Below are 11,740 nucleotides of genomic sequence, written 5' to 3' on the forward strand. Positions count from 1 at the left end.
GTGATTACGTTTTTGAGCTGTTTTTAGAAAAAGAGGCCTAAAACGGCGTCTATGAGTTTAATGCCAATGAACGGGGCCACCACGCCGCCCACGCCGTAAAGCAGCAGGTTCCGGCGCAACAACGCACTTGCCCCGATGGGCTTGTAAGCTACGCCGCGCAAGGCCAATGGAATGAGCGCCGGAATGATGATGGCGTTGAAAATGACTGCACTCAGAATGGCGCTCTCGGGGCTGTTGAGGCTCATGATGTTGAGGCCCTGCAATGCGGGAATGGCCACAATGAAGAGGGCGGGCACAATGGCGAAGTACTTGGCCACGTCGTTGGCGATGGAGAACGTGGTGAGCGTGCCGCGGGTGATGAGCAGTTGTTTGCCAATCTCCACAATCTCAATGAGCTTGGTGGGGTCGTTGTCCAGGTCCACCATGTTGCCCGCCTCTTTGGCCGCCTGGGTACCCGAGTTCATGGCCACCCCCACATCGGCCTGGGCAAGGGCGGGCGCGTCATTGGTGCCGTCGCCCATCATGGCTACCAGCTTGCCCGCCGCCTGTTCTTTCTTAATGTAATTGAGCTTGTCTTCGGGCGAGGCCTCGGCGATAAAATCATCTACGCCCGCTTTCTCAGCGATGAATTTGGCGGTGAGTGGGTTATCTCCGGTCACCATCACGGTTTTCACGCCCATCTTCCGGAGGCGCTCAAAACGCTCCTGAATGCCGGGTTTGATGATGTCTTCCAGCTGAATCACGCCCTGCACTTTCTCGTTCTCGGTGACCACCAGCGGCGTGCCTCCGTTGGCGGCAATCTCGTTCACTTTCTCGGCCACGGCCTTAGGATAGGTGTTGCCCGCGTTTTCGGTGAGGCGGCGCATGGAGTCAGAAGCGCCTTTCCGGATGCGTAGGCCGTTGGGCAAATCCAGACCGCTGGAACGGGTTTCGGCGGAGAACTTGATGAACTGCACCTGCCTCAGATCGGGCATGAGCACTTCCACGCGCTGTTGCTGGGCCAGCTCCAGAATGGATTTCCCCTCGGGCGTATCATCAGCAATGGAACTGAGCACGGCTTTGGACACGAACTCCCGCTCCTCCACGCCGGGCGCGGGCCAGAATTTGGTAGCCTTGCGGTTCCCGATGGTGATGGTGCCCGTTTTGTCCAGCAGGAGCGTGTCAATATCACCCGCAGTTTCCACGGCCTTGCCCGATTTCGTAATCACGTTCGCCCGCAGGGCCCGGTCCATGCCCGCAATCCCAATCGCCGACAGCAAGCCCCCGATGGTGGTGGGAATCAAGCACACGAACAGGGCAATGAGCGAGGCGATGGTGATGGGCGTGTTGGCGTACTCCGCGAAGGGTTGCAAGGTCACGCACACAATGATGAATACCAGCGTGAAGCCCGCCAGCAGAATAGTAAGCGCAATCTCGTTGGGGGTTTTCTGACGGCTTGCACCTTCCACCAGGGCAATCATCTTGTCCAGGAACGACTCGCCGGGGGCGGTGGTCACGCGCACCACAATGCGGTCTGAGAGCACCTTGGTGCCGCCCGTCACCGACGATTTATCGCTGCCCGCTTCTCTGATCACGGGAGCAGATTCACCCGTGATGGCTGATTCATCAATGGAGGCCAGGCCTTCCATGATTTCGCCGTCGGTAGGAATAATATCGCCGGGTTCGGCCAGGAAAATGTCGCCTTTCTGGAGCGCGGCTGAACTGACGGTTTCGATTACTTCAGACTGGTTTCCGCCTCTTTTGGTGAGTTTTTTGGCGGGCGTGTCCTGACGCGTTTTCCGCAGTGATTCGGCTTGGGCCTTGCCCCGCGCCTCGGCAATGGCCTCGGCGAAGTTGGCGAACAAGAGCGTGAGCAGCAGAATGAGAAACACCAGGAAGTTGTAGCCCAGGCTTCCCTGGTTCTGGCTGCCCAGGGCCACGCCCACCGTCACCAGCAGCATGATTACGGTGCCAATCTCCACAGTGAACATCACGGGGTTCTTTATGAGGTAGCGGGGATTGAGTTTAATCACCGACTGCTTGAGCGCCTCGCGTACAAGCGGACCTTCCAGCAGCCCCATTTGTCTTTTTTGCACAGACATGTTTTCTAGGATTGAATAAGTGAAGAGGATGCCCGCCCGGGAGTTTGCGTTTTTGGCCTGTTTTGGGAAAAAGAGCCGCTAAACGCAAACCTCCGCCGGGGCACACTAGAGTTATTGGTAAATGGTGAAATATTCGGCCAGCGTCCCCAGCACCAGGGCGGGGAAGAACGCCAGCGCAGCGATGATGAGAATAACGGCCAGCGTCATGAACCCGAAGGTGGCGGTATCGGTGCGCAGCGTACCCGCCGATTCCGGCACGTAGCGTTTGCGCGCCAGCAGACCCGCAATGGCCACCGGCCCGATGATGGGCAGAAAGCGCCCCAGCAGCAGCACAAAGCCCGTGCTCACGTTCCAGAACACGTTGTTATCGCCCAGCCCTTCAAACCCGGAGCCGTTGTTGGCCGCCGAAGACGTGAATTCATACAGCATCTCGGAGAAGCCGTGGAAACCCGGGTTGTTGAGCCAGGCCGAAGGTTTGACGGTCCAATCGGCATCGGGGTAACTGGTGAGCGTGAAGCAGGCCAGCGCGGTGCCCGCCAGAATGAGCAGCGGGTGCAGCAGCGCAATAATGGTGGCTATTTTCATTTCGCGGGCCTCCACTTTCTTGCCCAGGAATTCGGGCGTACGCCCCACCATCAAACCCGAGATGAACACCGCAATGATGAGGAAGATGAAGTAGTTGAGAATGCCCACGCCGCAGCCGCCGTAGAAACAGTTAATGAACATGCCCAGCAGTTGCATAGTCCCGCTCAGCGGCATGGTGCTGTCATGCATGGCGTTCACTGAGCCCGTGGAGATGATGGTAGTCACCGTACTCCAGTACGCCGAGATGGCCGGCCCGAACCGCACTTCCTTGCCTTCCATGGCGCCCGTGGGTTGCAACAGGTGCAGCTGGGCCAGGGTGGGACTGCCGCCCGTTTCGCTCAACAGCATGGGCACCAGCAGCAACAGCATGCCCACCGTCATGACCCCGAAGATGGTCCAGGCCAGTTTCTTGCGCCGGATGTACACGCCAAAGGCGATGACCATGGCGATGGGGATGAGCACCTGCGCCACCAGTTCGGTCATGTTAGTGAGGTAATTGGGGTTCTCCAGCGGGTGCGCCGAGTTCACCCCGAACCAGCCGCCGCCGTTGGTACCCAAATGCTTGATGGCAATCATGCCCGCCGCCGGACCTCTGGACACCTGCACCGAGTCGCCTTGCAGCGTCACGATATCGGCTTTGCCGTCAAAACTGGTGGGTGTGCCGTTGAAGGCCAGAATAGCGGCAATAACCAAACAGAGGGGCAGCAGAATGCGGGTGCAGCTCAAAACCAGGTACCGGAAGAAGTTGCCCAGTTTCTCTGAGCTTTTCTCTTTGAAGGCGTTAAACAGCACCACCACAGCCGCCATCCCCGTCGCCGCCGACACAAATTGCAGAAACGTAATCACGGTGAGCTGGGAAAAGTACGTGAGGCCCGATTCGCCGGAATAGTGCTGTAAATTACAGTTCACCAGAAAGGAAATGGCGGTGTTAAACGCTAAATCTGGGCTCATGGACGGGTTGCCATCAGGATTCAGCGGCAGGTTGCCCTGGGTGAGCAGCAAGACCATGGCCAGCACAAACCACACCAGGTTGATGGTAAGCAAGGCCAGCAGGTGCTGTTTCCAGTTCATTTCTCGGGTGGGGTCAATGCCCGAGGCGCGGTAGAGCAGGCGCTCCAGCGGCGCCAGAAAGTCCAGCAGGGTTTTCTGGCCCTGGTACACGCGGGCAATATATTTCCCCAGCGGAATGGCCAGCGCCAGGGTGAGCAGGTACGTCACCAGGACGCCTAGTAGTTCAGTTGACATTCTAACTTGTCTATTTTACAGTAGATTAAAGGAAAAGGCCTTAGAATTTCTCGGGCCGCAGGAGCACGTAGCACAGATACCCGAAGGTGGCCAGGCTCAGGAGAAAAAGAAGGAGCATCATGGTTTGGGGCTCTTTTAGGAAAAACAGGTTGAAATCAGAAACAGGAATTTTTGGGTTGCCCTCAGACTTTGTCAAAGAAGTCAACAGACCGGAAGAACAGCCAGAAGCACAGCAGGCCGCTGGCGAGCAGCAATGGGATGAAGAGAGTCGCACTCATAGAACAGGTAATTGGTTGTGCCACTCCATTGCCAAGGGCTGTGCCAGAACCTGGGCTCGCGCTGTGTTATCCGCTAAGGTGTTGATTTGCAAGGGTGTTTTGGACCTATTTTCAGAAAACAGCCCGAAAACAAAAAAGACCACCCTTCCATTTTGGTAGGGTGGCCTTTCCGTTTTGAAAAGCGAAGGATAGATTACGCTAAGAAGCGTCGCCCAGGTTGTACTCCTGGATTTTACGGTACAAGGTGGTGAGCCCGATGTGCAGTAGGCGGGCAGTTTCGGTTTTGTTGCCGCCCGTCTGGGCCAGAACCTTTCGGATGTGGTTTTTCTCTATTGTGCTCAGAGCGGTATCGCTTTCGGGTGCGCCAGGGGTAGTGCCTAAAGACCAGAACTCAGAGGGCAGGAATTCAGGGGTGAGGGTATCGCCCTCGGCGAGGATGACGGCGCGTTCCAGCACGTTCTTCAGTTCGCGTATGTTGCCCTTCCAGGGATAAGCCTGCAGTTTCTGCACAAACTCGGGGCTGAGGTGCCGCAGCCGCGGGTTCATTTTGGCGGCGTAGAGGTGCAGAAAGTGTTTGGCCAGAGTAGGAATGTCCTCTTTGCGTTCGCGCAGCGTGGGCACCCGCACCTTGAACACCGAGAGGCGGTAATACAGATCCGGACGGAAGTGGCCCGCTTCAGCCTCAGCGGCCAGGTCGCGGTTGGTGGCGGCCACCAGCCTCAGGTTTACTTTGAGGGGTTTGGTGTCGCCCAGTTTGGTGAAGGTCTGGGTTTCCAGCACGCGCAGGAACTTGGCCTGCAACTCGGCGGGCATTTCGCCTACCTCATCCAGGAACAGGGTGCCGGTATGGGCTTCCTCCAGCAGGCCTTTCTTATCCTGCATGGCTCCCGTAAAAGCGCCTTTTTTATACCCGAACAACTCCGACTCCAACAAATCTTTGGGGAAGGCGCTGCAGTTGATGGCCACGAACGGCTTCCTCCGCCGGGTGCTGGCCTGGTGGATGGCCTGCGCGAAAAGCTCTTTGCCGGTGCCCGTCTCGCCCTCCAGCAGCACCGTGGAATCAGTAGGGGCTACTTTGGCGGTGAGGTCTTTGGCCTGGCGCAACGCGGGCGAGGCACCCAGAATGCTGTCCAGGCTGTACTTCACGCCCACCTGCTTCTCCAGTTCCTGGATGCGCCGTTGTAAACCGGCCTTCTCCATGGCCCTGTCTACCGCCACCAGCAACTGATCGTCTGAGTCGCCTTTGGTGAGGTAGTCAAACGCGCCCATTTTCATGGCCGTGACCCCGTCCTGAATGGTGCCGTAGGCGGTCATCAGGATCACTTCCACCTGCGGGTACTGGCGTTTTATCTTCTGCAGAATGTTCAGGCCGTGGTCATCGGGTAGCTTTACGTCGGTGAGTACCACCCCCACTTCCTGGGCGTGTTGTTGCAGCAGTTCCAGCCCCGCGTGCGCCGTGGCGGCCTGCCGTACGTGGTAACCTTCCAGTTCCAGCACCCGCCCCAACACGTGGCGCAGGCGCTCTTCGTCATCAATCAGCAGCAGTTCTCCTTTGTATTCGGCCATGTTCTTTCGTTCACAGCCGCTAAACTACGTTTCCTGGTTCAATAAGTGAATAGCTTGAAGCTGGCTTACGGATTTTATCCGGCTCGTCAGTTTACGCTGATACATCATAGAGGCTTCGTGTATTTCTGGAGGGTTTTCTTCCTTATACCCCTTTTCTGTTCGATCTTGGGGTTTTAATCAGTACCGCACGGAAGCTGGTATGGCAGCTGACCGCGCATGAAAGGGAATTAAACCTGTAAGACAGATGAACTTCAGCCTACAACCAACCCTGGAGAACGAAAGGGTAGTCCTTTACCCGCTACAGGAAAATGATTTCGAGGCTTTGTATGCCGCAGCCTCAGACCCCAAGGTCTGGGAACAGCATCCCAATAAAGACCGGTGGAAGAGGGAGGTGTTCCGGACCTTCTTTGACGGAGCCATGCAAAGCCAAGGGGCTTTCAGGATAGTGGACAAAGCCACCGGGAACACCATAGGCAGCACCCGGTTCTATGACTATAACCAGGAAGAGAACAGCATCCTCATAGGCTATACGTTCTACGCCACAAGCTGCTGGGGCAAGGGGATCAACCAAGCCGTTAAAGCGATGATGCTGGAGTACATCTTTCAATACGTTTCAAGGGTGTTTTTCCATATTGGGGCAAAAAACATCCGCTCGCAGATTGCCATTGGTCGGGTTGGCGCAGAGAAAGTCGCTGAGCAGGAAGTAACCTACTTTGGGGAGGTGCCTAAACTGAACTTTGTGTATGAAATCACCAAAGAGAAGTGGGAAGCATTAAAAGCAACCAGACAGGCTGCCGCTAACCACTGAATGTAGGCCCGACTGGTGGAGGCTATCCTCGCTAAGTTTGCTTATGGGGCAGGGCTGCCTGGTTAGAAAATGAAGAAAGGGCAGTTCCGCTAAAGGTAAGAAAGCAGGTCCTTTCCCTGCAGCATGGAGCCTTCACCTGCCTGGTTGTACTTCAAGAGTAGCCTACTTGATATAAACAGGGAATGATCTGATTTGCAGAAAGGCTCCTGGAGCAAGAATGTTTCAGATTTCAGGGGCTAGACCTAAAAGCAACTTGCCCTTTTCACAATCTTAACGATTGATTATAGGAAGACCCAGCAGGTAGATCTTTTTAGCCTTGCCGGGAATGATCCCTTTTTCCCATCGGTAGTTATCAGAGCTTAGCCCTTCCAGAAGCACATCCAGATCCCGCAGGGTGTAGGTCCGGACGTTAGATACGGCCCCATCCCAGGCGAAGAACAGCGGGATAAGAGGAATCAGGTAAGTAAACAAAATCTGCCTCCAGGTCAAAGGCCGCGCGAAGGGGGTAATCAGGAGAGCCATGATGAAATTCAACGGCAGGGCTACCCACCACAGGAAGGTGGGCAGGCTGTTGTCGCTGATCTCATAGATGCAGATGGGCTGTTTTCTTTCTTGCGCATTGATGAGGATGTGCCTGGCGGTTTGGGGTTTCATATGATGAAAACTGCACACCATGGTCCTGACACCAACCAGATCTGAGGGCATGTTGGCGGCATCTATGGGCGTGGTTACATAAGAAATACCCGAATGGCTGTGCCGGTTGATTTCATAAGCTAAGTCTTTGTTGGGGTATAGATCGGTGAGGGTCAGGGTCAGGTCCGGGAGGTGGTATTCTCTCTTCAGCGCATCGGCTACGGCCAACATGGGGCCCCCGCTGCCGGAACACAGATCAACGATGGACGGTCGGGAAGAATATTTGATGGCCTCGCTCACCAATTTGGTCAGTTCTTTGGTAGTGCCCAGCAGCCGGTGCATGACCACCATCAGCCGGGTTAGACAGGTCCTGAGCCAACCCGGGAACCACGGGAAGTCCTCAAACTCGAAAAGGTGTATTCTCTTCATCCTGGTAATGGTTACGCCGGTTTGGTGTAGCGGTAAACAGTTGCCCCTCAGGGATGCTTGGCCACGGTCATGTTTCCAATGCCCGCCTCAGGTAGTTGATCTGACCTAAATGGTAAGACAGGTGCGCTATCAGATGAATCAGAAAAAACCTGTTTGACATGTTGTACCCCAGGACCTCTTCCCGGTGAGGTGCTTCCAGGCTCTCGGCACTTAGTTGGTTCAGTGATGCCAGAACAATTTCTTTTGTTTCCCCAATCTGCTCTAAAAGCTGCTGCCTTGGTATCCCTTTTGAATTAAACTCAGCATCGCGGTCTCTTGTGTACGCATGGTTACCCATGTTCTTCCCGATGTAGGTTCTTAGGTTCCCAACCAGGTGTAAGCAGAGGTTGCCGGCAGAGTTTTTGATTTCCCCGGTCGTTTCCCAGATGGTACTCTCTGCTTTGAAAGCTTTGATCTCATCTGCCAACCTGTCAAGGTCCCGGTGGTAAATCTTTATGAACTCAGCTTTCATCTATGGTAACTAGTATGTCTGATGACTGACCGACGGCCAATCACCGTGTGGCTATGCACATAAGGTGAGTGTCCGGCTACTGGTATTGGCAGCGGTGACCGTTGCGGTCTGGTTTCCTGCTGCCCTATGCTCCTGGTATAGCTAATGTAACAGATACTTAGAGATTGTCAAAAAAGGCCAGGTTACCCCTTTAAAGGTCGCCGTAATTTACTCTCTGGTTTCTGCGGTATGTTACGGAAATAGTACCATTTGAAGCAGTGGGCTCAGGCGGAGTTTTCTGTCAGTTTTAGTGGGGAAAAGCACCCGTTTCTTACCGGTGAATCTCCCTGTCGGGCACCCGCCCAAGCCTGAGGAAAACTGATGGTAATTTATTGCGCACTAGATATTTACTGAGGAACGTAACCTAATTTTTCCAGTGCGGTATAGGGCTTGAGATAAGGATATGTCATGGAAAAAGTTAGGGAGTTAAGGGTAGGGGACAAGGTGGTGTACCTGCCCATGCCGGAATATTGGTTCGTGATCATTGCCGGAAAAACCGCTACCCTTCCGTCGGCAGAGGAGGAGAGCCTGGAGACACCCTCCCTTCCTCTGGGGTACGACTATCTACTGAAGAGACTTTACTTCCCCAGTGAACCCGTAGAGGAGCGTATGGAGCCCTACCGGGCCGCTCACCGCTACGATCTATTGCGGATCAATTCCTGAAGTCGTTCGTGGGATTTCCCAAGGCCTTCCCCCTCCGGGAATCAACTGGCTGGGCTCACCTCTTTTCATGAAAAGATGTCACGTAAGAGGTGAATACGCCCATGCCAGGCCATCAGGCTGTGCCTGATAGTCCTGGAGGCCATAGGTAATCCCCACGTTCTGCTGTATAGGTCAATGGCTTTTGTGCCTGATTTCTTTGCCGTGTTTTCCCAGTTCATCTAACGCTGCCCGGAAGCCCCTGGCCAGCGTAGTGGCGGAGCCTTGGCCATAGTAATGCAGGAAAACCATGCGGGGATCGTCGCCTAACATGTGGTGGTGTAAGGCCACTACCTCCAGCCCGTTTCTCCTGAGGGTGGCAATCACGGGGTTCACTTCCGGCTCCAGCATGGCGATGTCTCCCGCTATGTGGGCCTTCTCGTCCTTGCCGGCAAAGGAGGCCCAGGAGTTCAGCCCAATGGAGGCGGTCATCTCCGTACCCATAGCCATCACCGTCAGGTCATCCCGGCCTACGGTGTACTTGTAGGTGGGGCCGTTCACGGTTCCTTTGTACTTCACCAGGGCATCCAAAGCCGGGATGTTGAAGTTCTGGCTGGCGGTGGGGGCGGCTGCGGTACCGGGGGAAGTATTGCCGCTCTGGGCGGCGGGGTTTGGGGCCGGGGAAGAAGGCTGGTTGGCCGGGGAAATCTTGCTCTGCCGGATGGTGGCTGCAAACTTTTGGGCCAGCTCCTCGGGGGTGCCCATGCCGTGCAGGTGCATGTAGAAGATGCGGGGCTCCTCGTAGAAGAAGTGGTTGTGGATGGCCCCAATCTCCAGTCCGTTCGCCTGGGCGGCAGAAATGAGCGGGTTTACCTCCTCCTGCAGCAACACCGTGTCACTCATGAGCATGGCGGTCTTGCCGTCCACGGTCCTCTTGATGGACACCCACCCCCCAAAGCCAAATGCAATGGGCACGGGTTCTCCCTTTACCTTCACTTTAAGGTCATTGCGGGGAAGGGGAGTGGTGTGGGTAACCTCCGCCTCTTTGTAGGTGCCTTTCTTGCCCATGGTAGTTTCTATGGCCTTTATCTCGGCGGGGGTGAGCGGGGGCGTTTTCCCTTTCTCCGGGGCGGCCTTTAGCTCTGGCAGCCCCAGAAAAGAGGCTGCTCCCATCAATGCGGTGGCCTTCAGGGCCTGGCGGCGGTTTACTGTCTTTTTGCTCATGAATGTCTGGTAACTTGGGTTACAGATTCTGGATTCCGGTGCCACCTAAGATAAGACGGAAACAGGTCAATTACCTCCCTTCAAAGAAGCGGCCTCAGGAATATAAGTACTGTACGGAACAGGGCAGGAGGACAGACAAGTCTAACCGGTTGATTTACTGAAGATAGAGGAAGCTGCTTACATGCTGCATGGAATGGATCAGCAGGAAAGAACCTAACCTCAACTCGCATCTATCTCTAAAGAAAATATGGTGGGCAACGGGGCTTCCTTGCCAGGGAAAAGGAGTAGGCGCGTTGCTCCACTGGTTGGCTATTCCTTGTTTTGGGGCTGTTCTGGCGTAAACGGCTTTAAAACTGGCAAGCCCTATGGAGAGTTACCATAGGGCTTGCCTGTTTCATTATCCAAGAGAAAGGTTAGTTCATTCTACTGATCTTCTCCTTTGCCATTTCCATTGCCTGAAGCATAATTCCCACTTCCTGCTGGGCAATCTCCTGCCTGATCAGGCTTTTCTGCAGGCGCTTGTTCATTTCGTTCAGTTCTCTCTCTTTGGCCGCCAGAACTAATTCCTGCCGTGCCAGGCTTTTTTGGAGCTTCTGGTTCAAGTCAGTCAGTTCATTGGTTTTGGCCGACCAGGCCGCTTCCAGCGCGTTTTTTTCTTTTTCTCTTTTAGTGATTTTGGCCTGGAGCTTACCGGACACAAGGGCCATCCGCTTGGCTTCCTCTTTAGAGTAAACTACCACATCCTCGGCGTACTCCACTTCAGACTGCATGTTCTCCCGGTAGAGGTTGTAAGCAAATTGCTGTAATAACCCGGCGCTACGGTTCCACTCTTTGGGGGTGTTCTGCTGGCTTAGGTTCTGGCCACCCGTTTGGAGAGACCACCACACCAGGGTACTGTCTGGGCCGCCCTCCACTTTAGAGACAATGGTGATAGGGCTGCTGCTTATTGTTTCTATCTTGCCCTGTTTAACGGTGTAAATTCCCTTAGGCGAGTTTGCTTTGGTAAAAGGCCAGAAAGAGAAGCCGTTTACCGGTTTTTTTGCCTGGTTTTTCAGGTAGGTTTTCCAGGCACGCTCTACCACCGCACGGTCTACCTGGAGGGTAATGCGCTGCCCCTTGTGGCTGATGCCGTTGACAACCACCTCGGCTTCTTGTATGCCAGGGCCCTGCGCCCAGGCAGAAGGTGCTTTTCCCCATAATACTAATAATACTATTACTGACATTAACAGAGTAGAAGTTTTACGCATATAGGAATCTTTCATTGTTGGTGAATTTAAATATACAAGTTTAATGGATATCTAAACACATTTTCAATATTTCTTTTGTGTTAATAATTGCACTATATTAACATAGCAAAACTTAATTGTATTTACTCTGGCTCACCCGCCAAACGGGCGCGCTATCCTCCCCTCCAAGAGGATGGATAGCGCGCCCGGCGGTTGCCTGGCTGTCACCAGGCTCCTGAACAGAATCAGAAAGGGTGGGAGGTGGGTAACAAGTCAGGCCAGTATAGCCAGGGATGTCCCGCCGTCCTTCAAGCCCACTGTTTGGCTGAAAACGGCAACAACATTCAAAAAGCACGGCTTCTCTGGTGCCCCCAGGGAGGGGGCATTTCTATGAATTGTAACCTCATCTGGCTGCGTTTCTAAGCAGCCGTTTCAGGGTACGCTTCTCCCCTGGAGGACAAAAGCAATGTTTTGGC

General features: G+C 54.5%; 10 protein-coding genes. 2 read left to right on the forward strand and 8 right to left on the reverse strand.

Features of this window, described 5'->3' with window-relative positions; translation table 11 throughout:
• Positions 1-23 precede the first annotated feature (23 nt).
• From kdpB to JT719_RS21245, 4 genes are all read right to left on the reverse strand, one after another.
• A complete protein-coding gene (gene kdpB / locus JT719_RS21230; RefSeq protein WP_207435761.1) occupies positions 24-2,081 on the reverse strand; it encodes a potassium-transporting ATPase subunit KdpB in 2,058 nt (685 codons plus the stop codon).
• A gap of 111 nt (positions 2,082-2,192) precedes the next feature.
• The gene (kdpA, locus tag JT719_RS21235; RefSeq protein ID WP_207435762.1) at positions 2,193-3,911 is read right to left on the reverse strand and encodes a potassium-transporting ATPase subunit KdpA; all 1,719 of its coding nucleotides are present in this window, start codon (positions 3,909-3,911) and stop codon (positions 2,193-2,195) included.
• 40 nt (positions 3,912-3,951) lie between these two features.
• Positions 3,952-4,107 carry a K(+)-transporting ATPase subunit F gene (gene kdpF, locus JT719_RS21240; protein WP_207435763.1) on the reverse strand — a complete coding sequence of 52 codons (156 nt, stop codon included), beginning with the start codon at positions 4,105-4,107 and terminating at the stop codon, positions 3,952-3,954.
• A gap of 280 nt (positions 4,108-4,387) precedes the next feature.
• Positions 4,388-5,755: a sigma-54-dependent transcriptional regulator gene (locus JT719_RS21245; protein WP_207435764.1), complete on the reverse strand. Its 1,368-nt coding sequence runs from the start codon at positions 5,753-5,755 to the stop codon at positions 4,388-4,390.
• A 244-nt stretch (positions 5,756-5,999) separates the two neighbouring features.
• Between JT719_RS21245 and JT719_RS21250 the strand changes: the two genes are divergently transcribed.
• Positions 6,000-6,563 (forward strand): GNAT family N-acetyltransferase, encoded by a 564-nt coding sequence (locus tag JT719_RS21250; protein ID WP_207435765.1) that lies wholly within the window; start codon positions 6,000-6,002, stop codon positions 6,561-6,563.
• 270 nt (positions 6,564-6,833) lie between these two features.
• Here JT719_RS21250 and JT719_RS21255 read toward each other — a convergent pair whose 3' ends face one another.
• Together JT719_RS21255 and JT719_RS21260 are read right to left on the reverse strand one after the other, a co-directional pair.
• On the reverse strand, positions 6,834-7,625 hold the full coding sequence (locus JT719_RS21255) for a hypothetical protein (RefSeq protein ID WP_207435766.1): 792 nt from the start codon (positions 7,623-7,625) through the stop codon (positions 6,834-6,836).
• Between the two features lie 67 nt (positions 7,626-7,692).
• Positions 7,693-8,136, reverse strand: a complete 444-nt coding sequence (locus tag JT719_RS21260; protein WP_207435767.1) for a DinB family protein — start codon at positions 8,134-8,136, stop codon at positions 7,693-7,695.
• A gap of 447 nt (positions 8,137-8,583) precedes the next feature.
• On the opposite strand from JT719_RS21260, the gene JT719_RS21265 reads away from it, so the two are divergent.
• Positions 8,584-8,838, forward strand: coding sequence for a hypothetical protein (locus JT719_RS21265; protein ID WP_207435768.1), 255 nt, complete (start codon positions 8,584-8,586; stop codon positions 8,836-8,838).
• A 171-nt stretch (positions 8,839-9,009) separates the two neighbouring features.
• Here the strand turns inward: JT719_RS21265 and JT719_RS21270 are convergent, their stop codons facing one another.
• A complete protein-coding gene (locus tag JT719_RS21270; protein WP_341350790.1) occupies positions 9,010-10,038 on the reverse strand; it encodes a DUF1259 domain-containing protein in 1,029 nt (342 codons plus the stop codon).
• 413 nt (positions 10,039-10,451) lie between these two features.
• Positions 10,452-11,261 carry a hypothetical protein gene (locus JT719_RS21275; RefSeq protein ID WP_207435769.1) on the reverse strand — a complete coding sequence of 270 codons (810 nt, stop codon included), beginning with the start codon at positions 11,259-11,261 and terminating at the stop codon, positions 10,452-10,454.
• Positions 11,262-11,740: the final 479 nt, after the last annotated feature.

Source organism: Sabulibacter ruber (assembly GCF_017355955.1).
In the GTDB taxonomy this organism is placed as follows: domain Bacteria; phylum Bacteroidota; class Bacteroidia; order Cytophagales; family Hymenobacteraceae; genus Nibribacter; species Nibribacter ruber_A.

Excerpts from the sequence above, each read along its gene's own strand:
- kdpB (WP_207435761.1), bottom strand. The coding sequence starts at position 2,081 with ATGTCTGTGCAAAAAAGACAAATGGGGCTGCTGGAAGGTCCGCTTGTA.
- JT719_RS21250 (WP_207435765.1), top strand. The coding sequence starts at position 6,000 with ATGAACTTCAGCCTACAACCAACCCTGGAGAACGAAAGGGTAGTCCTT.
- JT719_RS21245 (WP_207435764.1), bottom strand. The coding sequence starts at position 5,755 with ATGGCCGAATACAAAGGAGAACTGCTGCTGATTGATGACGAAGAGCGC.
- JT719_RS21255 (WP_207435766.1), bottom strand. The coding sequence starts at position 7,625 with ATGAAGAGAATACACCTTTTCGAGTTTGAGGACTTCCCGTGGTTCCCG.
- JT719_RS21265 (WP_207435768.1), top strand. The coding sequence starts at position 8,584 with ATGGAAAAAGTTAGGGAGTTAAGGGTAGGGGACAAGGTGGTGTACCTG.
- kdpA (WP_207435762.1), bottom strand. The coding sequence starts at position 3,911 with ATGTCAACTGAACTACTAGGCGTCCTGGTGACGTACCTGCTCACCCTG.
- JT719_RS21270 (WP_341350790.1), bottom strand. The coding sequence starts at position 10,038 with ATGAGCAAAAAGACAGTAAACCGCCGCCAGGCCCTGAAGGCCACCGCA.
- JT719_RS21260 (WP_207435767.1), bottom strand. The coding sequence starts at position 8,136 with ATGAAAGCTGAGTTCATAAAGATTTACCACCGGGACCTTGACAGGTTG.
- JT719_RS21275 (WP_207435769.1), bottom strand. The coding sequence starts at position 11,261 with ATGTCAGTAATAGTATTATTAGTATTATGGGGAAAAGCACCTTCTGCC.